This window comes from Pseudoalteromonas sp. UBA6610 (genome assembly GCF_002433295.1).
Lineage (GTDB): Bacteria > Pseudomonadota > Gammaproteobacteria > Enterobacterales > Alteromonadaceae > Pseudoalteromonas > Pseudoalteromonas atlantica.
The window spans coordinates 1-25,191 of the sequence record NZ_DJHW01000135.1 but is presented as its reverse complement, the minus strand read 5'-3'; the positions used below and the strand labels follow the sequence as shown (position 1 = coordinate 25,191).

The 25,191-nt window shown below is 39.7% G+C and carries 21 protein-coding genes; 17 read left to right on the top strand and 4 right to left on the bottom strand.

Annotation, left to right across the window (positions count from 1 at the left end):
- From B4F91_RS17755 to B4F91_RS17725, 7 genes are all read left to right on the top strand, one after another.
- Positions 1–4,723: NAD-glutamate dehydrogenase (locus B4F91_RS17755; protein WP_288636133.1), on the top strand; the 4,723-nt coding region annotated here is incomplete at its 5' end.
- A gap of 117 nt (positions 4,724–4,840) precedes the next feature.
- Positions 4,841–5,851: a quinone-dependent dihydroorotate dehydrogenase gene (gene pyrD, locus B4F91_RS17750; RefSeq protein WP_286936633.1), complete on the top strand. Its 1,011-nt coding sequence runs from the start codon at positions 4,841–4,843 to the stop codon at positions 5,849–5,851.
- 130 nt (positions 5,852–5,981) lie between these two features.
- On the top strand, positions 5,982–6,512 hold the full coding sequence (locus tag B4F91_RS17745) for a cell division protein ZapC (RefSeq protein ID WP_024033533.1): 531 nt from the start codon (positions 5,982–5,984) through the stop codon (positions 6,510–6,512).
- Between the two features lie 89 nt (positions 6,513–6,601).
- Positions 6,602–8,719 carry a bifunctional 23S rRNA (guanine(2069)-N(7))-methyltransferase RlmK/23S rRNA (guanine(2445)-N(2))-methyltransferase RlmL gene (gene rlmKL, locus B4F91_RS17740; protein ID WP_054982571.1) on the top strand — a complete coding sequence of 706 codons (2,118 nt, stop codon included), beginning with the start codon at positions 6,602–6,604 and terminating at the stop codon, positions 8,717–8,719.
- Positions 8,712–8,948 (top strand): glutaredoxin family protein, encoded by a 237-nt coding sequence (locus tag B4F91_RS17735; RefSeq protein ID WP_004586699.1) that lies wholly within the window; start codon positions 8,712–8,714, stop codon positions 8,946–8,948. The genes rlmKL and B4F91_RS17735 overlap by 8 nt, the downstream gene beginning before the upstream one ends.
- Positions 8,949–8,961: 13 nt before the next feature.
- Positions 8,962–10,872 carry an ATP-binding cassette ATPase Uup gene (gene uup / locus B4F91_RS17730; RefSeq protein WP_286936635.1) on the top strand — a complete coding sequence of 637 codons (1,911 nt, stop codon included), beginning with the start codon at positions 8,962–8,964 and terminating at the stop codon, positions 10,870–10,872.
- Between the two features lie 11 nt (positions 10,873–10,883).
- Positions 10,884–12,620: a DUF3466 family protein gene (locus B4F91_RS17725; protein WP_004586697.1), complete on the top strand. Its 1,737-nt coding sequence runs from the start codon at positions 10,884–10,886 to the stop codon at positions 12,618–12,620.
- Between the two features lie 136 nt (positions 12,621–12,756).
- Here the strand turns inward: B4F91_RS17725 and B4F91_RS17720 are convergent, their stop codons facing one another.
- Entirely contained in the window at positions 12,757–13,269 is a 513-nt protein-coding gene (locus B4F91_RS17720) for a DUF2062 domain-containing protein (protein WP_024033538.1), read from the bottom strand.
- On the opposite strand from B4F91_RS17720, the gene B4F91_RS17715 reads away from it, so the two are divergent.
- From B4F91_RS17715 to tcdA, 7 genes are read left to right on the top strand one after another with little or no spacing between them, the layout of a single operon-like run.
- Positions 13,249–15,513 carry a DNA internalization-related competence protein ComEC/Rec2 gene (locus B4F91_RS17715; protein WP_288636129.1) on the top strand — a complete coding sequence of 755 codons (2,265 nt, stop codon included), beginning with the start codon at positions 13,249–13,251 and terminating at the stop codon, positions 15,511–15,513. The two genes, B4F91_RS17720 and B4F91_RS17715, sit on opposite strands and share 21 nt — an antisense overlap.
- 60 nt (positions 15,514–15,573) lie before the next feature.
- Positions 15,574–17,319, top strand: coding sequence for a lipid A export permease/ATP-binding protein MsbA (gene msbA, locus B4F91_RS17710; protein ID WP_286936638.1), 1,746 nt, complete (start codon positions 15,574–15,576; stop codon positions 17,317–17,319).
- Positions 17,316–18,296: a tetraacyldisaccharide 4'-kinase gene (gene lpxK / locus B4F91_RS17705; RefSeq protein WP_264389445.1), complete on the top strand. Its 981-nt coding sequence runs from the start codon at positions 17,316–17,318 to the stop codon at positions 18,294–18,296. Before msbA ends, lpxK begins: the two co-directional genes overlap by 4 nt.
- Complete coding sequence (locus B4F91_RS17700; protein WP_004586692.1) at positions 18,286–18,483, top strand: Trm112 family protein; 198 nt, start codon at positions 18,286–18,288, stop codon at positions 18,481–18,483. The genes lpxK and B4F91_RS17700 overlap by 11 nt, the downstream gene beginning before the upstream one ends.
- Entirely contained in the window at positions 18,471–19,232 is a 762-nt protein-coding gene (kdsB, locus tag B4F91_RS17695) for a 3-deoxy-manno-octulosonate cytidylyltransferase (RefSeq protein WP_286936639.1), read from the top strand. Before B4F91_RS17700 ends, kdsB begins: the two co-directional genes overlap by 13 nt.
- 2 nt (positions 19,233–19,234) lie before the next feature.
- On the top strand, positions 19,235–19,906 hold the full coding sequence (locus B4F91_RS17690; RefSeq protein ID WP_248533728.1) for a TIGR01621 family pseudouridine synthase: 672 nt from the start codon (positions 19,235–19,237) through the stop codon (positions 19,904–19,906).
- Positions 19,907–20,710, top strand: a complete 804-nt coding sequence (gene tcdA, locus B4F91_RS17685) for a tRNA cyclic N6-threonylcarbamoyladenosine(37) synthase TcdA (RefSeq protein WP_154944550.1) — start codon at positions 19,907–19,909, stop codon at positions 20,708–20,710. It begins immediately after the preceding gene.
- Position 20,711: 1 nt separating this feature from the next.
- On the opposite strand, the gene B4F91_RS17680 is transcribed toward tcdA, so the two are convergent.
- The 3 genes from B4F91_RS17680 to B4F91_RS17670 all read right to left on the bottom strand — a co-directional run bounded on the left by B4F91_RS17680 (position 20,712) and on the right by B4F91_RS17670 (position 23,765).
- Complete coding sequence (locus tag B4F91_RS17680; RefSeq protein ID WP_286936642.1) at positions 20,712–21,128, bottom strand: SufE family protein; 417 nt, start codon at positions 21,126–21,128, stop codon at positions 20,712–20,714.
- Positions 21,129–21,141: 13 nt separating this feature from the next.
- Positions 21,142–22,368 carry an aminotransferase class V-fold PLP-dependent enzyme gene (locus B4F91_RS17675; protein ID WP_286936643.1) on the bottom strand — a complete coding sequence of 409 codons (1,227 nt, stop codon included), beginning with the start codon at positions 22,366–22,368 and terminating at the stop codon, positions 21,142–21,144.
- A 110-nt stretch (positions 22,369–22,478) separates the two neighbouring features.
- On the bottom strand, positions 22,479–23,765 hold the full coding sequence (locus B4F91_RS17670; RefSeq protein ID WP_004586686.1) for a citrate synthase: 1,287 nt from the start codon (positions 23,763–23,765) through the stop codon (positions 22,479–22,481).
- A 416-nt stretch (positions 23,766–24,181) separates the two neighbouring features.
- On the opposite strand from B4F91_RS17670, the gene sdhC reads away from it, so the two are divergent.
- The 3 genes from sdhC to B4F91_RS17655 form a co-directional block, all read left to right on the top strand.
- A complete protein-coding gene (gene sdhC, locus B4F91_RS17665; protein WP_084554498.1) occupies positions 24,182–24,559 on the top strand; it encodes a succinate dehydrogenase, cytochrome b556 subunit in 378 nt (125 codons plus the stop codon).
- Positions 24,550–24,897, top strand: a complete 348-nt coding sequence (gene sdhD / locus B4F91_RS17660) for a succinate dehydrogenase, hydrophobic membrane anchor protein (protein WP_004586684.1) — start codon at positions 24,550–24,552, stop codon at positions 24,895–24,897. The genes sdhC and sdhD overlap by 10 nt, the downstream gene beginning before the upstream one ends.
- Positions 24,898–25,191, top strand: a 294-nt coding sequence (locus B4F91_RS17655; RefSeq protein ID WP_288636124.1) for an FAD-binding protein, incomplete at its 3' end; no start/stop codon positions are given.

The following is a 25,191-nucleotide window of genomic DNA, read 5'->3' as shown; positions in this document are numbered from 1 at the left end:
CAATATGTCTAAAGAGGATTTGGCAAATCGCAATGATAGTGACCTATACGGTGCTGCACTCAGCCTTTGGAATGCACTAGAAAAAAACACCACGGACGACGCAGTAATTCGCGTTTTCAACCCTGAAGTAGCAAAAGATGGCTGGCAGTCATCACATACAATTGTAGAAATTATTGCTAAAGATATGCCATTTTTAGTCGATTCTGTTCGTATGGCTATGACCCGTGAAAATATAGCTTCTCACTTATTACTTCACTGCCCACTAAAAATTCAGCGTGACGATAACGCTAAAATTTCTGGTTTATCAAATTTAAAAGCAGAGCAAGAATCAACCTCTACTAAAACAGTGTTCTTTATTGAGATTGACCGCCAAACCGATGCATCTGTTATTGCTTCTTTCAAAAAAGAGCTCGAATCAGTATTGGTTGATGTTTCTATTGCGGTAGATGATTGGCAGCCAATTCGCGAAAAATTAGTCTCTGTTACTAAAGAAGTACCAAAACGTAAGCACAATAAAAACAAAAACGAAGTATCTGAAGCCGTAGAGTTTTTAGATTGGCTGGCAAAAGATAACTTTACTTTAATGGGTTATCGCGAGTACGAGCTTACCCCTGTACAAGGTGATTACCAGCTAAAAGGTAAAATGGACACAAGTCTTGGCCTGATGAAAAATTCAACCGATGAGCACACACGTTTATTATCTGAATTACCTGAATTTGCTCGCCAAGAAGCCCTCAGCAGTAATTTATTAGTATTAACAAAAACGAACTCTGTATCGCGCGTTCATCGCCCAGCCTACATAGATTACGTTGGTATTAAACGCTTTGATGATGAAGGCAATGTGGTTGGTGAAGACCGTTTTATCGGCCTATTTTCATCAAGCTTTTACAACAACAGCGCAGCAGATGTGCCTGTTCTAAAAACTAAAATTAACCGTATTATGGATATGTGTGACTTTGCAAAAGGCACCCATGCATACAAAGCGGTACTTAATATTTTAGAAACGTACCCACGTGATGAATTAGTTCAAGCTCGCGAGAGCGAGTTACTCGAAGTAGCAATGGGTGTTTTACAAATTCAAGAGCGTGACATGTGTCGCTTGTTTGTTCGTAAAGACGCCTACGGACGTTTCTTCTCTTGTATGGTGTACGTCCCGCGTGAGCGATATAACACAGCGCTACGCCGAGAAACACAAGACATTTTAGCTAACGCCTTTAATTCTGACGAAAAAGTCGAATTTACTACCTATTTCTCTGAGTCAACACTGGCGCGTACACATTACACCGTTCGTGTGACCGATAACAATATCGAATATAACGTGAAAGACATCGAAAACAACCTAGTAGAAGCTGCTCGTACATGGGAAGATAAATTACAATCTGCACTGTTAGAGTCAGCAGGGGAAGCCCGCGGTAATGAGCTAAATCGTAAATATTGCAACGCGTTTGCACGCTCTTACAAAGATGAAGTACTACCAAGTGCTGCGGTTGTAGATATTGAAAAACTAGAATTGTTAAACGACGAGAACAAGCTAGAAATGTTGTTCTACCGTCCGCAAGAAGAAGCTAACAGCAATATTGTACGCCTAAGCTTGTTCCATAAAGATGAGCCAATTCACTTATCTGATGTTATGCCAATGCTAGAAAACTTTGGTTTACGCGTTGTAGGTGAAACGCCATATTCTGTTAAAACAAGTGATGGTCGTATCAATTGGATCATGGACTTCTCTATGCTGATTGACAGCAAAGGAATGGCCGACTTTGATAAGATTTCTGCTCGTTTTCGCGCTGCATTAACTAATGTATGGGGCAACCGCCTTGAAAACGACGGCTTTAACCGCTTAGTATTAATGGGTGGTTTAACAGGTCGTGAAGCCTCTATATTACGTGCCTATGCAAAATACATGCGCCAAATTGGGGTTACTTTCTCACAGACCTACATTGAGAGTACGTTTGCAAATTACCCGCATATTGCTGCGCAAATAGTTAACTTATTTGCTAAAAAATTCTCAGTAAAAAGCCCTGCAAGTCCTAAAACACTTGAGAAATTAAGTGCACAAATTTACTTAGAGCTTGAAAACGTAGCGAACCTTGATGATGACCGTATTATACGTTTATACGTAGATATGATTGTCGCAACACTGCGTACGAACTACTTCCAAAAAGATGAAACAGGTCAGTTTAAATCTTACGTGTCGTTTAAAGTACAGCCTAGCTTAATTCCTGATATGCCGCTTCCGCTGCCAGCATTTGAGATTTTTGTATACTCTCCGCGTGTAGAAGGTGTGCATTTACGTGGGGGTAAAGTTGCTCGTGGTGGCCTTCGTTGGTCAGACCGTCGTGAAGATTTCCGTACTGAGGTACTGGGCTTAGTAAAAGCGCAACAAGTTAAAAACACCGTAATTGTTCCGGTAGGTTCTAAAGGTGGTTTTGTATGTAAGCAGCTACCGAGTGAACGCGAAGCCTTTATTAAAGAAGGTCAAGAGTGTTACAAGATTTTCATTCGTGGTTTATTAGACATTACCGATAACATTGAGCGTGGTGAAATTGTACCGCCAGCTAATGTAACGCGTCACGATGAAGACGACCCATACCTAGTAGTTGCAGCCGATAAAGGTACAGCTACCTTCTCTGATATTGCTAACGGTATTGCTAACGAATACAACTTCTGGCTAGGTGATGCGTTTGCATCAGGTGGTTCAGTAGGTTATGACCATAAGAAAATGGGCATAACAGCAAAAGGTGCATGGGAGTCTGTTAAACGTCATTTCCGTGAAATGGATATTGACTGTCAAACTACCGATTTCACTGTGGTTGCTATTGGTGATATGGCCGGCGACGTATTTGGTAACGGCATGTTATTGTCTAAGCACATTCGCTTACAAGTCGCGTTTAACCATATGCACATATTTGTAGACCCTACACCAGATGCAGCGACCTCTTACCCAGAGCGTGAGCGCTTGTTTAACCTGCCTCGTTCATCATGGGAAGATTACAATAAAGATCTGATTTCAGCGGGTGGTGGGATTTTCTCGCGCGCAGCTAAATCGATTTCTTTAAGCCCAGAAATGAAAAAAATGCTTGGCACTAAAAAAGCAAGCATGACACCGAATGAGTTAATCAAAGCCTCATTAATGATGGAATTTGATTTACTGTGGAACGGTGGCATTGGTACTTACATTAAAAACAGCCACGAAACAGACGCTGATGTAGGGGATCGTGCAAACGATGCGCTGCGCATAAACGGTAAAGACCTTGGCGCTAAAATATTAGGTGAGGGTGGTAACTTAGGTGCAACCCAATTAGGGCGTATCGAGTTTGCAGCCAAAGGCGGGCGTGTAAATACCGACTTTATTGATAACGTAGGTGGTGTTGCGTGTTCAGATAACGAAGTAAATATTAAAATTTTACTTAATGGCTTAGTTTCAGAAGGTGATTTAACACGTAAACAACGTGATGAGTTACTTTACTCTATGACCGACGAAGTATCTGAGCTTGTACTTAAAGATTGTTACCGTCAAACACATACATTGTCGATTACACAGTCTAAAGGTGCATCAACTCTTAAAGAGAAGATTCGCTTTATTCATGCCCTTGAAAAAGAAGGCAAGCTAAACCGTGCAATCGAGTTTTTACCAACTGATGAAGAGTTGGCAGAGCGCGCTGCAGCAGGTAAAGACCTAACACGTCCAGAGCTTTCAGTATTAGTTTCGTACGCTAAAATGGTGCTTAAAGAGTCTTTAGTAACAGATGAAATTACCGAAAACCCTTACTACCGTCAGCTACTAGTTAAGTCTTTCCCGCGTCCACTGCGTGAAAAATTTAACGACGCGATGGATAATCACCCACTGCGCAAAGAAATTATTGCAACAAAACTGGCGAACAATATCGTTAATGACATGGGCTTAAACTTCATGGTACGCATGAACGAAGAGACCGGTGCTAACGAAGCTGAAATCGCAATGTGCTATTCAATTGCGAGTGAGATTTTTGAAATGCGTGAAACCTGGTCATCAATCAGCGCGCTAGATAATAAAATCCCAGCAGCGGTTCAAACCGAAATGCTGTACCAATTACGTCGTACTGTTCGTCGTGCAACACGCTGGTTCTTACGTCATCGTAATAAGGCACAAACAATTGAACAAGCTATCGAGTTCTTTGCGCCAACATTTAAAGATTTAAGCGAAAACTTAAATACGTACATGCAAGACAAAGAACACGAATGTTTAACTGGCAAAGCAAATGAGCTAGTTGAAAAAGGTGTACCTAAGCAAATTGCTAAGCGTATTATTGACCTTTCTAGCCTGTTCTCTGTAATGGATATTGCTGAAATAGCGCATAATTCAGGCCGCAGTGTGGCGATGGTATCTAATACCTACTTTAAACTTGGCTCGCGTATGGGCTTACACTGGTTCTTAGATCAAATTACTAACCAGCCTGTTTCTAACCATTGGCAAGCACTTGCCCGTGCGTCGTACCGTGAAGAGCTTGATTGGCAACAACGTACGCTTTCTCATGTTGTGCTAAACAGCTTTGAAGGTGACGAAAACGATGTTGATAATCAAATCGATCAGTGGATGGCAAGCCAAGATCTGCTGCTACAGCGTTGGAAGCAAATGTTAGCTGAATTTAAAACCTCGCAAAGTCACGACTTTGCTAAGTTCTCAGTTGCACTGCGCGAATTAATGTTGTTAAGCCATAACTGTGATACATCAGGAAAATAATTTAGCTTTAATTGGTTATTTATTCAGTAAATAATCAGTTAATTGTTAAAATTGTTATACAATACCTCAGCCTAGTCTGAGGTATTTTTTTGTCTGTAATATAAAGAGGAACAATTCATGTTTTACGATTTAGCCCGCCGTTTTATGTTCACCCGAGATGCTGAATGGGCACATGAGTTTGCGCTTAATAATTTACGCCGTTTTGCACACACCCCTTTAAACGCAGCTTGGTCACAACAACTACAAAACAAACCCGTTAATTTTTTAGGTCTTGAGTTTAAAAACCCTGTGGGTTTGGCTGCAGGTTTAGATAAAAACGCTGAGTGTATTGATGCCTTTAGCCAAATGGGCTTTGGTTTTGTAGAAGTTGGCACAGTTACCCCGCGCCCCCAAGCAGGTAATGATAAGCCGCGCATTTTTAGATTACCGCAATCAAATGCCATTATTAACCGAATGGGCTTTAATAACAAAGGGGTCGATAATTTAGTTAATAATGTAAAAAATGCCAAGTACACCGGTATTTTAGGTATTAATATTGGTAAAAATAAAGATACCCCAAATGAGCAAGGTAAAGACGACTACATTCATTGTATGCGTAAAGTGTTCGAACATGCTTCGTATATTACGGTGAATATTTCATCTCCAAATACCCCAGGGCTGCGCGATTTACAATATGGCGCGGCGTTAGATGATTTACTGCAAAGTTTAAAGAATGAACAGCTTGATTTAATTGCCAAGCATAATAAGGAAGTACCTATGCTGGTTAAAATAGCGCCAGATCTTGATCAAATCCAAATTGAGCAGGTTAGCGAGTCACTATTAACTAATCAAATTGATGGCGTAATCGCAACAAATACTACGCTTGAACGTAGTGCAGTAATGGGTCAGCAATACGCCGATGAGGCGGGTGGTTTATCTGGCAGCCCAGTAAAAGAGCGCTCTACACACGTTGTTAGCGAACTTAAACGTTTAACACAAGGTAAATTACCAATTATTGGTGTAGGTGGTATTGATGATGCGCAATCTGCTCAAGAAAAGCTAAATGCAGGCGCAAATTTAGTGCAGGTTTATACTGGGTTCATCTACAAAGGGCCACAATTGGTAAAATCGATCGTTGATTCCTTATAAGGATCAGTTATGTAAGCTTTTGATCGTTCAATAAATGTTCTAAACAAATGTTTTAAAAATGGTCAAAAGCCGTTATAATCTAATATTAATGTCTTAATTAAAAATAAATTTTTAAACAAGGAGGAGGCAAATGTTACAAGCAACAAAACAATGGCAGTGGATTGCATGTGCAAATAAAAACCGCTTACTACTTGATTTAAATGACGATATGCAACTATGCACCCCGTATAAATTAAGACAACTCACCGACTGTGTATTTGAAAACCCGCGTTTTAGCTTAGAAGATGCTGCCTTTTATGAGCAGGTATACAATTACTTAGATGGTTTTGAGCTGTATAAGCCTGCACAAATTTGCCAAATTGCGCTCAATGCCACCGCTGTAAAATTTCATTTGAAACCGGTACTGGCTAAAAGTTGGTTTTTTGAAGAGTACACTGGCACCCAGCCAAGTACAGAAGCCATCGTTAAACTTACCTCAAAAGCACAAACCGGTGAGTTTTTAATTGTTGAGCATTGCCCTGATGCTTCAATTTGCTTAAACCTTAACGAAACATTCAAACTTGATGATAATTTGTCTCTTGAACAGTTTGAAGTTATCCGCGTTTTAAACAATCGTGTTCACCCTCTATTACTTGAGCAATATCACACTAAATCAGCTTAGCAAATTTACAAATCGAGCTGCGTTTATCAAGTGTTTGTCAGCCAACCTATGTTATAATCCTGCGCAATTAGCTATTAAGGGTTATTACTTTGCAATTTATCGCACTTACTTCTATCGGAATCGAAAATTTACTTGTTGATGAACTAACAGAATTAGGCGCCGTCGTGTCTAAACAAACTGTGGGTTCTGTTCGCTTTGAGGCAGATTCAACATTGGCGCAAAAGGTTTGTCTATCAACTCGTTATGCAACACGTGTGCTGATGCTTATTGAAGAAAAAGAAGGCGTTAATGATAAAGATAGCCTGTATAAATTTGCTCGTTTTCAGCCATGGCAAGAATGGTTTGGCCCTACACAAACATTTGCCGTTGATTTTAATGGTACCAACGACTCTTTAAAAAATACCCAGTTTTCAGGCTTGGTAATTAAAGATGCGATTGTTGACTACTTTAACGATTTATACGAACAGCGCCCAAATGTAGATAAGCAAGATGCCAATGTGCGTGTTGTGGCGCGTTTAAATCGCCATGGTGTGGCTTTGTATATTGATTACTCGGGACCTCGTTTGTCTGAGCGCGGTTATCGCCAAGGCCAAGGTAAAGCGCCTATTAAAGAGCACTTAGCGGCCGCGATTATTAAACGCAGTGGTTGGCTTGAAAATGTAAATCAACCTTTATTTGACCCATGTTGTGGTGCAGGCACTATTTTAATAGAAGCTGCGGGCATGGCGCGTAACGAAGCACCTGGTTTATTTAGAGAAGGGTTTGCTTTTGAGCGTTTACCTAGTTTTAGAGCGGCCAAATTTAAACAACTGCGTGAAGAATTAATTGAGCAAATTACCGATCCTAAATTGTGGTTAATTGGCCACGATTACGATGCGCAAGTTCTCGATAAAGCCATTGCCAATGCCGAGCGTGCAGAGCTGGGTAATGTTATAAAGTTTAAGCAAAGTGATGCAACTAAGCTTACCTCTGTTGCTAAATTACCCGGGGTGGTTATTTCTAACTTACCGTACGGCGAACGTATTGGCTCTATGGCTGAGCTGGTAAATTTACACCGCAGCATGGGCGTGGGTTTTAAAAAGCACTTTAATCATTGGAAGCTTGCGTTACTAGGCATGGATGAAAGCTTATTTAAGCTGTTAAAACTGGTCAAACAAAAGCGTTATAAATTTAAAAACGGCCCATTAGATGTAGAGCTAAATTTATATCAGTTAGATGATAAACAGGTAAGCCTGACAAGCGATGACAAACCGGCTCTTAATTTTGAAGGCTCAATGTCGTTTGCTAATCGTTTGAAAAAGAACAAACAAGGCCTAAAAAATTGGCTTAAACAAAACGAAGTACAAGCTTATCGCGTATACGATGCTGATATTCCTGAATACAACGTAGCGGTTGATATTTACGGCGATTCTGCTGTTATTTTTGAATACGCAGCACCTAAAGAAATTGACGAAAAAACATCAGAAAAGCGTCTTCAAGATGTGATTAGCTTAACTGCACAGCAGCTAAACATAGCGCCTGAAAACATTGCCGTTAAAGTGCGTAAAAAACAAAAAGGGGAAGAGCAGTACACCCCAATGGCTAAACAAAACCGCACTATGGTGGTGGAAGAATTTGGCGCTAAGTTTAAAGTAAACTTGTTTGATTACCTCGATACAGGGCTGTTTTTAGATCATCGTTTAGCGCGTCGCTATATTCAGCAAAATGCAAAAGACAAACGCTTTTTAAACTTATTTGCCTACACAGGTACAGCCTCTGTGCACGCGGCATTAGGGGGTGCAAAAGCAATTACCACCGTTGATTTATCAAAAACCTACCTTAAGTGGGGCCAAGATAACTTTGCGTTAAATGATATTAGCAATACCCGCTACCGTTTTGAGCAAGCTGATTGTTTAAAATGGCTAGAATACGCACAAGGACAATACGATTTAATCTTTTTAGACCCGCCTACTTTTTCTAATTCTAAACGAATGAAAGACGCGTTTGATGTGCAAACCGATCATATAAAATTACTTACTTGGGTTAAAAAAATCTTGAGTCCGTCGGGTACATTAATTTTTTCTAATAACAAACGTGGTTTTGTAATGGATGAAGTAGGTTTGATGGGTTTAGGCTTAAAAGCTGAAAATATTTCAGAAAAAACGTTATCACCTGATTTCAAACGTAATAAAAAAATACACAACAGTTGGTTAATTACCCATGGCTAATTATGTTTTGTACCACACCGATGGCTGTCATTTATGTGAGCAAGCCGAGCAGGTTTTATTATCGGTTTTGGATAAAAATAGTGAGCTTAAATTAATTGATATACTCACTGATGAGCAGCTAATAGCGCGTTTTCAGTTAAGTATTCCCGTATTTGAGAGCAAAAGCGGCCACCATTTGTATTGGCCGTTTGATGCACAAACAGTGCATGAATTTTTAGCGCAAGAATAAAAGAGCAGTATTTATGGATTTGATTAGAATACAAAAAGCGCAGTTAGCTTATGGTACGCACCCATTACTTGATGATGCTGATGCAGTGATAGAAAGCGGTGAGCGCGTCTGTATTGTAGGGCGAAATGGGGCGGGTAAATCTACACTTTTAAAAGTACTAGATGGCCAAGTTATTTTAGATGATGGTGAAATTAACCAGCTTGGCGGGATCAAAATATCTCGCTTAGAGCAAGATCCTCCTAAAGGAGCAAACGGCTCAGTATTCGATTATGTAGCACAGGGTATGCCTGATATTGCTAATTTGCTGATTGATTATCATCATGTAAGCACACAACTACAAACCGACTGCACCGACAAACTGCTAAATAAGCTTGAGCGTTTATCTAACGATTTAGAAGCGTGTGACGGTTGGCGTTTTGATTCGCGTATTCAATTAGTACTAACGCGTTTAGAGCTTAGCCCAGATGCTAAATTAGAGTCGCTCTCAGGTGGTTGGTTGCGTAAAGTTGCTTTAGCACGTGCTCTTGTGAGTGAGCCTGACTTATTGTTACTTGATGAACCAACAAACCATTTAGACGTAGACAGTGTTAAATGGCTAGAGCAGTTTTTAAAAGAATTTAAAGGCGGTATTGTATTTATATCGCATGACCGTGCGTTTATCCGTGCTGTTGCAACGCGTATTTTAGATTTAGACCGCGGTAAACTTATCTCTTACCCTGGCGATTACGCGACCTACCTTGAACAAAAAGCGCATGACTTAAAAGTAGAAGAATCACAAAATGCACTTTTTGATAAGCGTTTAGCAGAGGAAGAAGCCTGGATACGCCAAGGGGTTAAAGCCCGTCGTACCCGCAACGAAGGCCGTGTACGTGAACTTAAACAGCTACGTGTTGAGCGCAAAGCCCGTGTAGAGCAAGTAGGTAAAACCGATTTTAATATTGAAACGGCTGATAGATCCGGCAAGCTAGTGTTTGAGGCAAAACACCTTAGTCATGCATTTAAAGATAAAGTGATTGCTAATGATTTTTCTACCCTTGTTATGCGCGGTGACCGCATTGGCTTAGTAGGCCCAAATGGTATTGGTAAAACTACCTTACTTAAACTGCTGTTTGGTGATTTAGAAGCCGATAGCGGTCATATTAAACAAGGCGTTAATTTAGAATTTGCTTACTTTGACCAATACAGGCAAAAGCTTGATGAAGAGGCCACTGTTCAAGATAACGTTGCCGAGGGTAAACAAGAGGTAATGATGGGCGGGCGTTCTCGTCATGTACTTGGTTACCTGCAAGACTTTTTGTTTCCACCGGCACGTGCGCGTACACCTGTAAAAGCACTCTCTGGTGGTGAGAAAAACAGGCTTTTACTTGCAAAACTATTTCTAAAACCCTCAAATATTTTAGTACTCGATGAGCCAACTAATGACTTGGATATTGAAACATTAGAGTTACTCGAAGAAATTATTAATCAGTATCAGGGTACTGTGCTTATAGTAAGCCATGACCGTGAATTTATTGATAATACGTGTAGTAGTGTATGGGCGTTTGAAGGTGATGGCAAAATAACTGATATGGTAGGGGGTTACACCGATTACCAAGCTTATTTAAGCTATTTAGCCGAGCAGGAAAAACAGCAACAAGCACCAAAAAAAGACGTTAAACCTGCGCCTGTAGCCGCGACAAAGCCTGAAAACAAAAGCACTAAGCTTTCTTACAAATTAAAACTTGAATTAGAGCAACTACCCAATAAAATGGAACAACTTGAAGCCGCTGTAGAAGCGCAGCAAGCTGTAGTGAGCGATCCTGACTTTTTCAAACAAGATAGCGACGTAACCACTAATGCATTGAACCATTTAGCAAAACTTGAGTCTGACCTTGAAGCCGCGTTTGAGCGCTGGGAAGAACTTGAAGAATTACAGAATCAGTAGTAAGGATTAAAATGAAATATAAATTACTCGCTGCCAGTATTTTAGCGACATTGAGTACATCTGCATTAAGTGCAACCTATGAATTAACAGAACTAGGTACTCTTGACGGCGCTAAACATTCTTACGTGACTGACGTAAGCGAAAGCGGGCACATTATTGGTACTGCCAACGGATTGTATAATTTACCAATCGATATTAGCTATATCGACTTTACCGAAAGCGTTATTGAAAATGCGTACGATAGTGAAGAGTACAACTTTGAGCTAAGTGATAAAGAAATTACTTTTACACTTGATGATATAGAAAATAACGATGCGGTTTTTAATAACGCCGATGCGCATTCATTTATGGTTAGCTTTTTAGCTGGCAGACCAACGGATTACGAGTACCAAAAGTTAAGCTCGGTAGTTGGTATTAAGTTTGACGATGGCATAGTAACTGAGCAAATACTGTTTGATGAAGAGTCGGTAGATTACGATGGTTTAACGCGTTCGGTTAGTAACTTTTATAATGCGGTAAGCGAAGATGGCGTGAGCGTAGGTTGGAGTGCAGCTCCATATGATAAAGTTTTATTTACGCCAGATGATGAAGATGAAGAAGAAACATGGTTTACCCATGACTTTATTGAGCGCGGAATAGTTATTTCTGAAGATGGAACGCAAAAGGTTGAGTTAGTTCCAGACTTTGACGATTACGGCGGTACTAGCCGAGCTAACGATATTGTTAAAACAAATGACGGGTACACTGTTGTTGGTTATGTTTCAACAGGTATTCCTGAAGACAGGCTTGATAATATTGAAGATAACTGTGATAACGAAGACGAGCCAACTAATACCTGTGTGGAATTATTAAATTCAAGTGTAACCACCGGCGTATTTGATGAGCGCGCGGTAAAATGGGAGCTTGATGAAGCATTTAATATCACTTCTACTGAAATACTAGGCCTTGCCTTAACGCCAGAAGAAGATGATGACTTTGCTTTTACAAGTACCGCTCTTGCGCTAAATAATAATGGCACAGTGGTGGGCTCTTCAAATGCTCGTTACTATAAAAATGACGACACTATTTTAACAATGCCTGTTTATTTTAAAAATGGTGACGTGTTTAATTTTATAGACCAAGAAGATGATTGGCTTTCTGGCAAAGCGCTTGCTGTAAATGACAACGATGTAATTGTTGGTTATGCATCAAAGCGTATTGAAACCACGATCCGTGATCAGTTTTTCTATCATGATATAAGTACTGGCAATACCGTTTTCCCTACCGGTTACTTTAATAGCTCAAGCGCTTATGGTAATGATATTAATAACCAAGGTTATGTTGTTGGTGAAGGCGAGGTAGGTACATCTGAAAACAGCCGTCGTAAAGAAGCGTTTATATATAAAATTGGTGACGATAAAATTACCAACTTAAACGATTTACTACCTTGTTACGAAACAGATGGTGAAACAGACTACGCCTACACAATGGCTGAAGCGAAAGTCATTAATGAAGACAATGAGATTTTTGGTGTAGCTACCAAAACCGTTGAAAAGCGCGATACCTTTGGTAATGTAGAAACTGATATTGAAGGTAATATTGAGTACGAAAGTGTTGCTGTTGCAGTAAAACTAACACCTATTGATGGTGAAGTAGAAGACTGTACACCCATAGAGGAAGAGCTTTATGAAAGAAGCTCAGCAAGCTTCCCTTGGTACACACTGTTATTATTGCCGCTAGTGGGCTTACGCAGAGTATTTAGATTTTAAGCTTTATGCTTTTCATAAAAAAACCAACTTATAAAAGTTGGTTTTTTTTCGTCTATAATAAAGTGCTTAACGTTAATTAGTTACTCAATTTGCTTCATTAAGTCATTCTCTTTGAGTACTTTAATAGTTGGCTTTATTACGTATTAGTATTTCGCGCTAACCAGGCTTTGCGCACAGAGCGTCGCCAAATAATATCAATACCTAAATAAGCAATAATAGCGGCAACAGAAGCGCACACCAGTGAGCCAATTAAAAATGCAGGGCCGATGGTAGAAAGGCTTTCTAGGAACCATGCCCAACTGGCTTCAAATGCAAAATGCTGCTCTGGTTGATTTAAAACAAGCGTACCTACAAGGTATGAGCCGTAAAATATTGGCGGCATAGTCAGTGGATTGGTAAGCCACACTAATGCCACAGAAATAGGTAAGTTAACTCTAAATACAATAGCTGCCGCAGCGGCTAAAACCATTTGAAAAGGAACAGGGATGAACGCAAAAAATAAACCAACCGCAAATGCGCCCCTTGCCGAGCGTCTGTTTAAATGCCATAGGTTGGCGTCTTGTAATAAACGGCCGAATATTCTAAGTGTTTTATGATGCCTAATTTTATTAGGATCAGGTAAAAATCGTTGGATCGTTTTCTTAGGCATTTCAAGCAACCATTTACTTCAGTGTGGATTAGTCTTGGATTTGTAATAGGTTGTATTTCAACCGTATTTTATTATCAAACCCATGAATTTACAGTCATCACAATATCTGTCCTTATTGCGAGCGCCTATTTTAAGCCGTTTTTGAATGTTTTGTTAGGGTTTATTTTAGCTATTTGCTGCATTGTTGTGCACTTTTACTTGTTTTATAGCTATACATTGCCAAATGATGAAAATAACTATGCTTCCCCTGCCACAATTCTTGTTGATGACGTTATCTCTGCAAAGCAACCACAGTATATAAAAGCAACGTTATTAAAGTTAAATGGGGATGAAATATACAAATTTAAAGCACCTAAAGCCATGTTAAGTGTCGATTCTGCACAGCTTATTAAACAGGGCGATACTTTTGAGGCAACAATAGCGCTGAAAAAATTCAGAACAATTAAAAATATCGGTGTGTTTGATAATAATGTGCATGCCTTTAAACAACGCATATTATTTAAAGGCAAAGTACTTAATAAGCAATTGCGCATTACTAACGCGGCTTCACCTTCAATAATTTATAAATACAGGTCGTTCTTAAAACACACTTATCAAAACACAACGCTTAATTGGCTTTATTATGCATTGCTTAGTGGTGATAAATCACTGATGTCGTTTGAAAATAAACAAACAATGCAAAGTTTAGGGCTCAGCCATTTATTAGCCATTTCAAGGTTGCACATAGGGCTTATATTCAGCTGTTTTTATTTACTGAGTAAGTACACAGCATACATCTTTAAAATTAACGTATTGCAGTCTATTAATTTAACTATTATTTATAGTTTTATCGGCTGGTTAGCGGCATTTATCTATGTTTATTTAAGTGAATTTTTACTCTCAGCGACTCGCGCATTTATTATGTTAAGTTGCGTATTAGGTCTTTACTTTATTGCCAAACAGCCACTGCGCTGGCGAAGCATTCTATATGCTTTAGTCGCTGTATTACTCATCAATCCTTTTAATGTTTTAAACCCAGGTTTATATTTTTCTTTCATTGCGGTTGCAATTATTTTCCTTGTTATAAAGCACCTTCCTAAAACTAAATATAATTGGCTTAGCGTGTTTATGGCGCTGTGTATTATTCAGCTTGCTTTATTTATTGGGCTTTTGCCTATTACCCTTATTTATTTTAGTGGGGTAAGTATTGCTGGGTTGGTTATTAATTTATTGGCAATTCCATTATTAAGCGTTGCGATCATGCCTCTTTTGCTACTATTTACGATAATAAGTGCTGTAGTAGATATAACGCCCATCATTTTATTATTCGATAGTGTACTTATAACATTGTTTAAGTATATGGAAGCAATCCCTTGGCATTACAGATGGTTAGATATAGCTAAACCGCCTACATTGTACTTAGTTGCAGCTTATCTATGCATATTAATCGCCTGGTTTAGCCCCTTTAAACGTTTAGCACTCATTCCTCTATGCGTTACATTAATAGATTATCTGTATTTACCAAAGCCTCTTTGGCAATTGCATGTGTTTGATGTTGGGCACGGATTAATGACGTTACTCGAAAAAGACAATCAAGCGCTGGTTTACGATTTTGGCCCGAGTTATTTTAACCGTTTTAGCCGTACATACAGTGTGTTAATTCCCTATTTAAAAACACATAACTTAACCGTTAGTGATGCAATAATAAGCCATCAAGACAACGACCATGCAGGGGGCGCAGCACATTTTATTAATGCAGGATTTGGTGAAAGTTTTAAGCGTTTTCACCCACACGGCACAACCACACAGTGTATGTCTTTAGATTATAACTTTAATGGATTGCGCATTAGCAGCTTTGCTGATAGCACATTTAATAACGAAAACGATAATTCGTGTGTGCTTTTAATCAAATCACCCCAACTTACTATGTTATTAACGGGTGATATTTCTAAAGCACGTGAGCTGAGCCTTATTAAAACTCACTCATTACAAGCCGATGTGATTTTAAGCCCTCATCATGGCAGCGATACGTCTTCAAGCACGGAATTTATCAACCATGTAAATCCGCATACGGTTATTCACTCAACAGCTTTTCAAGGCCAATGGCAATTTCCCAGTGAAAAAGTGGTTTCGCGCTACAAAGCTATAAATGCTAAACAATATGTTACGGCACTTGATGGGCAAATTACGGTAAGTATTTATCAAGATAGCTTTAAAGTGACAACGGCGCGCAAACACGAAAGTTATTGGTTTATAGAAGATTGACGTTTAGTTTTAACGGTTTGAAGGATACAATAAGGGCTGTAATTGTATAACGAGAGTAATATGAGTCAAAGTACTACACAAATTTATAAACGGTTGATTTCTTACGTTGGTGATTATAAAAGCGTTGCCTTCGTCGCTATTATTGGAATGATCGGCTATTCGGGTATGGATGCTTTATTTATTCAATTAATGAAACCCTTTATTGATGAAGGTCTAAACCAACGTAATAACGAAGTGCTAGCTTATGCCCCTTTTGTTGTAATTGCGCTGGTAATAGGGCGTGGTCTGTTTAATTTTATGTCTTCGTATTGCCTAAGCTATGTAGGCTCGCAAGTAGTTCGTTCGTTACGCCAGCAGTTATTTGAACACATATTACATTTGCCTGTTTCGTTTCATGATAAAAACTCAACAGGTGATTTAATTTCAAAAATTACTTTTGATACAGAACAAGTTCAGCAAGCAATCACCAAAGCACTGTTAATTGTTGTAAGAGAAGGCGCTTTTGTCGTTTTTTTACTTGCCCTTATGTTTTATACCAGCTGGCAGCTTTCGCTGATTTTTTTAGTGATCATTCCATTAGTGGCAATTATTGTAACGTTTGTGTCTAAACGCTTTCGCCATATTTCGAAAAATATACAGTCTGCAATGGGGCAGGTCACCCGTAGCTCTGAGCAAATGCTAAGTGGACACAAAGTTATTCATGGCTTTGGTGGGCAAAAACAAGAAATCGACCAGTTTTCAAAAATCAATAATCATAATCGCCAGCAACGTATTAAAATGGATGCCACTAAAGCGTTAAGCGTGTCGGTAATTCAAGTGCTTGCAGCAAGTGCAATGGCTGTTATTTTGTGGGTTGTATCTATGCCTTCAATGATAGATACGATCAGCTCTGGCGATTTTATGGTACTCATTTCTTCTATGATGATGCTTTTACGCCCGCTTAAACAATTAGCAAACGTGAACAGTGATATGCAGCGCGGTATTTCTGCAGCGCAAAGTATTTTTTTAGTTTTAGATGAAGAAATTGAAAAAGACAAAGGTACTTACAGCGTAGATAAAGTGAAGGGCGAAATTGAGGTTAAAAATGTTACCTTTAAATACCCAACTAAAGATGAAGCTGTTTTAAATAACCTATCAATAAGTATAAAGGCCGGTGAAAGCATCGCGCTTGTAGGGCGTTCAGGCTCGGGTAAATCGACTATTTCTAATTTATTACCGCGTTATTATGATTTAGAAGCACCAAGTGAAATTTTATTAGATGGCGTTGCGATTGATAAATATAAACTGGCTGATTTACGCCGCCAGTTTGCCTTAGTATCTCAGCAAGTTGTGTTATTTAACGACACAATTGCTAATAATATTTGTTATGGCATAAGCCGCGAAATAACACCGCAGCAATTAGAAGAGGTGGTTAAACAAGCCCACGTGTGGGAATTTGTTAAAGACCTACCTGAGCAACTCAATACCATGGTCGGTGAAAACGGGGTAATGCTCTCTGGTGGTCAACGTCAACGTATAGCAATTGCTCGCGCTATATTAAAAGATGCACCTATTTTAATTTTAGATGAAGCAACTTCAGCCTTAGACACAGAGTCTGAAAAACTAATTCAGCAAGCTCTTGATACCCTAATGCAAGACAAAACGTCTATAGTCATTGCCCATCGTCTTTCAACCATTGAGAACAGCGACAAAATATACGTTATTGATGGTGGTCGGGTGATTGAAAGTGGCGATCATCAGAGTTTACTAGCTAAAGATGGTACTTATTCAGCTCTATGTAAAATGCAGTTTGGTGAGCACGGGTGAGTAAAATAGAGCAAAGCTGGTATAAACCATTTAGTTTTATAACGCTACTTTTACTGCCATTAGCTGCGCTTTTTTGGTTAATTTCAAGCATTAGGAAATGGTTTTTTAAGGTTGGCTTTGCCACGCCTTTTAAAGCTAAATCTAAAGTGATTGTGGTGGGCAATATAAGTGTAGGTGGAAATGGCAAAACGCCATTTGTGTTATGGCTTTACGAATACTTGTCAGAGCAAGGCCTAAAAGTGGGCATTATCAGCCGAGGTTACGGCGGTAAAGCCAACAGCTACCCGCTGGTGGTAGAGCGCGGCGTAACAAGTGCACAAGCCGGTGATGAGCCAATACTTTTATTTAATCGTTTAAAATGTCCACTTGTTGTCGGACCCGATAGAAAAGCCAACATTACATTATTAGAGCAGCAATTTTGTGTGGATGTCATAATCTCAGATGATGGTATGCAGCATTATAAAATGGCGCGCGATATAGAGTGCTGCATTGTTGATAGCCAAAGGCGATTTGGTAATGGCTTTGTTATGCCTGCAGGGCCACTACGTGAAACCACAAACAGATTAAATAGCGTTGATTTAGTGATTGAAAACGGGGGAGATGAGTCCCTTAGCTACGTTTTGCAAACTGGTGCACTTAAACACGTTGCTAACAATACCCCTGTGAATAAAACCATTGAAAAAGGCCATGCGGTAAGTGCCATTGGTAACCCACAACGTTTTGAAGATTCATTAAAGGGGCAAAATATTCAGCTGCTTTCGACGCATCATTATAGAGATCACTATGCTTATAGCATGGCTGATTTTACCCAATTTAATGATGATAACGTATTAATGACAGAAAAAGATGCAGTAAAATGTAGAGACTTTGCAAAAGATACTTGGTACTACCTACCCGTAAATGCAAAACCTACTGACGCTGTAATACATAAATTAGATTTATTATTAAAACAAAAAGGGATCCTCAATGGCCTTTGATACAAAATTACTTGAAATAATTGCTTGTCCTGTGTGTAAAGGAAAGCTTCGTTTTGATAAAGAAAATGCAGAACTTATTAGTACTGCAGCTAAACTTGCATACCCAGTACGCGATGATATACCGGTACTTTTAGAAAATGAGGCGCGTGAGCTATCTCAAGATGAGGTTGATAAGTGGAATTCGTAGTTGTTATACCTGCACGTTACGCGTCTACCCGTTTGCCTGGCAAACCATTAGCTGACATATGCGGTAAACCTATGATTCAACACGTGTATGAAAAAGCGTGTTTGTCAGGTGCAAGTAAAGTGGTTATTGCAACCGATCATCAAAAAGTTTTTGATGCTGTTAAATTGTTCACAAACGATGTGCTGATGACGCGAGAAGATCATCAATCGGGTACTGAACGTTTAGCAGAGGTTGTTGACCTACTTAAGCTAGACGCAGAAACCCTAGTGGTAAATGTACAAGGCGATGAGCCATTACTTGCCAGCGAAAACGTATCGCAAGTTGCCACTTTACTAAATAATTCAAGCGCGCCAATGGCAACATTAAGTGTAGCCATTGAAGAGCAAGACGAAGTGTTTAATCCTAATGCCGTGAAGGTTGTTAGTGATATTAATAAAAATGCGTTGTACTTTTCACGTGCCAGTATTCCGTTTGACAGAAGCGCAATGTTAAATAGCGACAGTGTGTTAGATATAACGCCTTTTCAGCGCCATGTGGGTATATATGCTTATCGTGCGGGCTTCATTAAGCAGTATATTGAGCTAAGTGTATCGCCGCTTGAAGTACTTGAGTCGCTAGAGCAACTTAGGGTGTTGTACCATGGTTACTCTATTAAAATTGAGCAGGCCAAAGTAACACCACATGCAGGGGTTGATACGCCCGAGGATTTAGAAAAAGTGATTGCCTACCTAAAAGCTAAGCAAGCCTAATAATGGTTAAAAGTGAATTACCCATAGTATTTAGCCACGCTGATTTTTACATATTTGAAAAACCAGCGGGGCTTAATTTTCACTCAGAAGGTGAAAAAGGGTTTGTGGTATTAGCTGAGCAGCAAACTGGCGAAAAATTATTTGCTGTACACCGCCTTGATAAAGTGACATCTGGCCTTATTATTCTTAGTCGCAATAAAGAAGCCGCGGCTAAATTTACGTCTCTTTTTACTGAGCACGCAATAAACAAGTTTTATTTAGCGATAAGCAATGCTAAACCTAAAAAAAAGCAAGGGTGGATAAAAGGTGATATGGCTAAGTCTCGCAGGGGCATGTTTAAGCTTTTACCGACCCTGCAAAACCCGGCTATTACCCGCTTTTATTCTTTTAGTTATAAGCCGGGGTTTAGAGCGTATATTTTAAAGCCGTATTCGGGTAAAACCCACCAACTTAGAGTGGCATTAAAAAGTTTAGGAGCGCCAATTTTAGGCGATACACTTTATAGTGGTAGCGCAGCTGAGCGGGCGTATCTTCATGCCTATGCGTTAAGTTTTTTATGGCATGGGGAGCAAATTAATTGCTCTTTGCTACCTACTACGGGTAATGAGTACCAGCAATTAATTAATCATCAAGAATTTCAAGCATGGCAATCGCCGTGGCAACTGGATTGGTAAATGAGCGAAAAAGTAACAGATATTCGTTTTGGCGGGATCAAACGCCTATACGGTAACCAACAATTTGACTGGCTACAACAAGCCCATTTTTGTGTAGTAGGGATAGGCGGTGTAGGAAGTTGGACCGCCGAAGCTTTAGCACGTACAGGCGTGGGTAAAATCACTTTAATTGATTTAGATGATATTTGCGCGACGAACGTAAATAGGCAAATTCATGCACTTAGCGGCAGTATTGGCCAAGCCAAAGTAGATGCAATGAAAAGTCGCTGCGAACTGATAAACCCCGAGTGTAAAGTAACTGTGATAGATGACTTTATTACTCTTGAAAATATTCGTGAGCATATTCAAGGTTTTGATTACGTTATTGACTGTATTGATGCAGTTAAAGAAAAAGCAGCGCTTATTGCTCATTGTAAGCGCAATAAAATGCCTATTATTACTACTGGTGGCGCGGGTGGGCAAACTGATCCTAGCCAAATAACATTTGGTGATGTGGCTAAAACCACGCAAGATCCGCTACTTGCTAAAGTGCGTTATATTTTACGCAAACAATATAATTTTAGTAACAACCCTAAACGCAAATTTAATATTGATTGTGTGTACTCAACTGAGCAACTTGTTTACCCAGGCAGTGATGGCAGTGTATGCCATGCTAAACAAAATGCTGATGGTACAATGAATATGGATTGTAATAACGGGTTTGGCTCGGTAACTATGATCACCGGAAGTTTTGGCTTTTTTGTAGCGGCTAAAGCGGTACGTAAATATTTAGATAAAAAACAGCGTTTACAACAAGCTCAATAGTTTAATTGAGCTTGTTAGTTGCCATGCTTTGAATTGCCTCGACCATGGCTTTTATTCCGTTCCCTCGAGATGCACTTAGGTGTTTAATTAAGCCTAACTTTTCAAATTCGTCATACGCATTAATTTTCACGACTTCTTCAGGTGTTAAGCCATTATAAAGCGCTAAAATTATCGCTAATAAGCCTTTTACAATGCGCGTGTCTGAGTCGCCAATAACTACTAAACGATTCTCGCTATCGTCAAACTCCATAAACATCCACACTTTGCTCTCACACCCTGGCACAAGCACGTCATTGGTTTTAAGTACATCGGCTAAAGCGGGAAGTGTTTTGCCCAGAAGCATTATTTCGCGATATTTTTGCTGCCAAGATTGCGCCTGTTGTATAGGTTTTACTACGTTTTTAAACGTATTTGTCATGAGTTATCCTAAATTAGTCTAATAATTCAATCGATTCTTTCAAGGCATTGATGAAATTATCAACATCTTGATGGGTATTATAAAATGCAAAGCTTGCTCGAACAGTGCCTTTTACCCCTAAATGGTGCATTAATGGTTGCGTACAATGGTGTCCACTGCGCACTGCAATACCAAATCCGTCAAGCAAAGTTGCCAAATCGTAGGGGTGTTCACTTTTATAATTAAAACTGAGGGTGCCAATATTATTGTTCAGGTCGCTATAAATAGTAATACCGTCAATTTTACTCAACTGTGTGGCTGCATAATTAAAAATAGCCTGCTCATGGCGCTGTAACTGTTCTATGTTTAGGGCTGATAAATAATCAATTGCTGCACTGAAGCCAATGACGCCGGCTATATTTGGGGTGCCGGTCTCAAATTTAGCAGGAGCGTCTCTGTAGCTGCTTTTTTCAAGGGTTACAGTATCTATCATCTCACCACCCGTTTGATACGGGGTAAGCGCATTAAGTAATTCATAGCGACCATATAAGCCCCCTACACCCGTAGGGCCAAGCATTTTATGCGCTGAGAATACATAAAAATCGCATCCAAGCTGCTTTAAATTAGGGCGTAAATGCATGGCTCCTTGTGCGCCATCAACAACAACTAACGTGCCGACTGCTTTCGCTGCAGCTATTAATGGCGCTAAATTGGTAATATTACCTAATGCGTTAGACGCTTGGCTGATACACAGCACCTTTGCTTTAGTACGCGTGATCATGTCTATACAGCGCGCTATATTAAACGACGCGTTTTGCTCAAGGGGAAGTGCAGATAGTGTAGCCCCTGTATTTTGCGTTAATACTTGCCAAGGTACAATATTAGCGTGGTGCTCAAGGGGTGTAATTAAAACCGTATCTTCACCAGTAATTTGCCTTTGTAGGCCATGAGCAAGTAAATTTAGCGCCTCTGTTGCGCCTTTTGTCCAGACGATTTCTTTAGCATTTACGTTAAAGTAATCCGCTGTTTTTAATCTTGCCTCTTCATATTGTTCTGTAGCGCGCTCGCTTAAAGTATGGCGGCCTCTGTGAACGTTTGCGTTGCCTAAATTATAAAAACGAGTGGTTGCATCAATAACGCTTTGTGGTTTTTGCGAGGTTGCACCAGAGTCTAAATAAACTAAAGGGTTGCCATTAAGGGTTTGGTTTAGAGTAGGGAAGTCGTTGCGGATTTTTGTTATATCAAACTCTTGAGAAGGCATGGCTATTCAACATCTATAAATTTAGGCAGGAATTGTAATCGGTTTCATAAAATTGACAAGCAAAGCGCACAAAAAAGGCCGCAAAAGCGGCCTTTTTTAACTAACTAAGCTTAGCGCTTGTCAGTTGATACGAAGTCACGTTGCGTGTAACCAGTATACATTTGACGAGGGCGGCTGATCTTATGACCAGGTTGAGATAGCATCTCATCCCAGTGAGTGATCCAACCAACAGTACGTGCCATTGCAAAAATTACAGTGAACATGCTTGTTGGAATACCAATCGCTTTTAAGATAATACCTGAGTAGAAATCAACGTTAGGGTAAAGTTTCTTCTCTACAAAGTATGGGTCTTCAAGGGCAATTTGTTCAAGCTTCATTGCAATATCAAGAAGCGGATCTTGAATGTTAAGCTCTTCTAATACTTCGTGACACGTTTGACGCATTACTGTAGCGCGTGGGTCGAAGTTTTTGTAAACTCGGTGACCAAAGCCCATGAGACGGAACGGATCAGACTTATCTTTTGCTTTTGCTACGTATTCATCAATACGATCAACAGAACCAATCTCTTCTAACATGTTTAAACATGCTTCGTTAGCACCGCCGTGAGCAGGGCCCCAAAGAGATGCGATACCCGCTGCAATACATGCATATGGGTTAGCGCCTGAAGAACCTGCTAAACGTACTGTTGACGTTGAAGCGTTTTGCTCATGATCAGCATGAAGCATGAAGATTTTATCCATTGCTTTAGCTGTCACAGGGTTAACTTTGTATTCTTCAGCCGGTACAGAGAACATCATGTGTAAGAAGTTTTCTGCGTAGCTTAAATCATTACGTGGGTAAACAAACGGTTGACCAATGTTTGTTTTGTACGCCATAGCTGCAATAGTCGGTAATTTAGCGACAAGTTTAATCGCGCTTGTTTTACGTTGGCTAGCATCAGTAATATCAAGATCTTCGTGGTAAAAAGAAGATAATGCGCCTACTACACCACATAGCATTGCCATTGGGTGAGCATCGAAGCGGAAACCTTGGAAAAAGTTAGCAATTTTCTCATCAAGCATTGTGTTGTGCGTGATTTCTTTTGCAAATGCATCGTATTGCTCTTTAGTTGGTAACTCACCGTTTAATAGTAAGTAACAAAGCTCGATGTAGTTAGAGTCTTCAGCTAATTGCTCAATTGGGTAACCACGGTGAAGTAATACACCTTTACCACCATCAATGTAGGTGATTGCAGATTCACAAGAGCCAGTCGACATGAAACCTGGGTCATAAGTAAAGTGACCGTGTGAACCTAACGTACGTACGTCGATCACATCTTGGCCAGCAGTGCCTTGATAAATTGGAAGTTCGATTGGATCTAGTCCATCAATATGGACTGTGGCTTTTTTATCTGCCATCTATGTATCTCCTATTAAGATATCTATTCTGATTTTTAGATTTTTAAAGTTCTGAAATCTTGTTTTAAGCACATCTTCGCATTTTAACGTGAAAGAGGGGGTTAAAGTCAATTTTTATAAACATTATGCATATATGTATAATAAATATTCGGTATTAATTAAATATTATACTATCGGCTAATTCGCAAACGTCTCTAACTAAACAAGAATTGTAAAACAACCTTTGGGTATATATACTATCGGAGGTTTTAAACCGCTTTGTATTTAGGTAAACATATTTTTACAGCGTAATTTTTGCAGATTTGTGAACTTTTGCTGTATTGACACGTTTACTTTGATAGTTCCACCAGAAATTTTGGTGGGTTTTAGAAAAACAAGTAGATGAGCTCCAATGTGAGCAAGATGGGCAAGTAACTGTGAAAAAGCAAAGACCTGTAAATCTAGATCTAACAACTATATCTATGCCGGCAACGGCTAAAGCATCAATCTTTCACCGCGTCACCGGTGTTGCATTATTTTTTGCTTTAACGTTTGTCATTTGGGCTTGGTCTGAGTCTCTTTCTTCAGCTGAAGGTTTTGAATTCGTCAAGGGTCTGTTTAGCGGATTCATTGCCAAATTCATAGCTTGGGGCACACTTTCTGTATTGGGTTATCACCTTATTGGTGGTATCCGTCACATCATTATGGATATGGGCCACTGGGAAGAACTTGAATCAGGTAACCTTAGCGCTAAAATTGCAATGGCACTTGGCGTTGTATTTGCCGTACTGGCAGGGGTGTGGATATGGTCTTAAATCAAGCAACTCTTAAACGTGATGGTGTACAAGATTTCGTATCTTTACGTACCACGGCACTAGTAATCACCGCATACGCGATTTTTATTATCGGCTATTTTTTAGCAACGCCAGAAGTCACTTTCGAAGCCTGGACAGGCCTATTCTCTAATCTAGCAATGAAGGGTTTTACACTTATTACTCTTGTATGCATGATGGTTCATACCCGCATTGGCCTTTGGCAAGTTTTAACGGATTACGTTAAAAACGCTAAACTACGCGCTGTTTTAGGCTTTGTATTAAACCTGATGGCCGTTGCTTACGTAGCTATTGGTCTAATCGTTTTATGGGGTGTTTAAGTGAAATATTCTGTTCGTGAATTTGACGCCGTAGTAATTGGTGCAGGTGGTGCTGGTATGCGCGCCGCTCTTGCCATTACCGAATCTGGCAAAACGTGTGCATTAATATCTAAAGTATTCCCAACACGCTCACACACTGTATCTGCACAGGGTGGTATTACAGTAGCGCTAGGTAATTCACACGAAGACAACTGGGAATGGCATATGTACGATACCGTTAAAGGTTCCGATTTTATCGGTGACCAAGACGCTATCGAATACATGTGTCAAACAGGCCCAGAAGCTATTACTGAA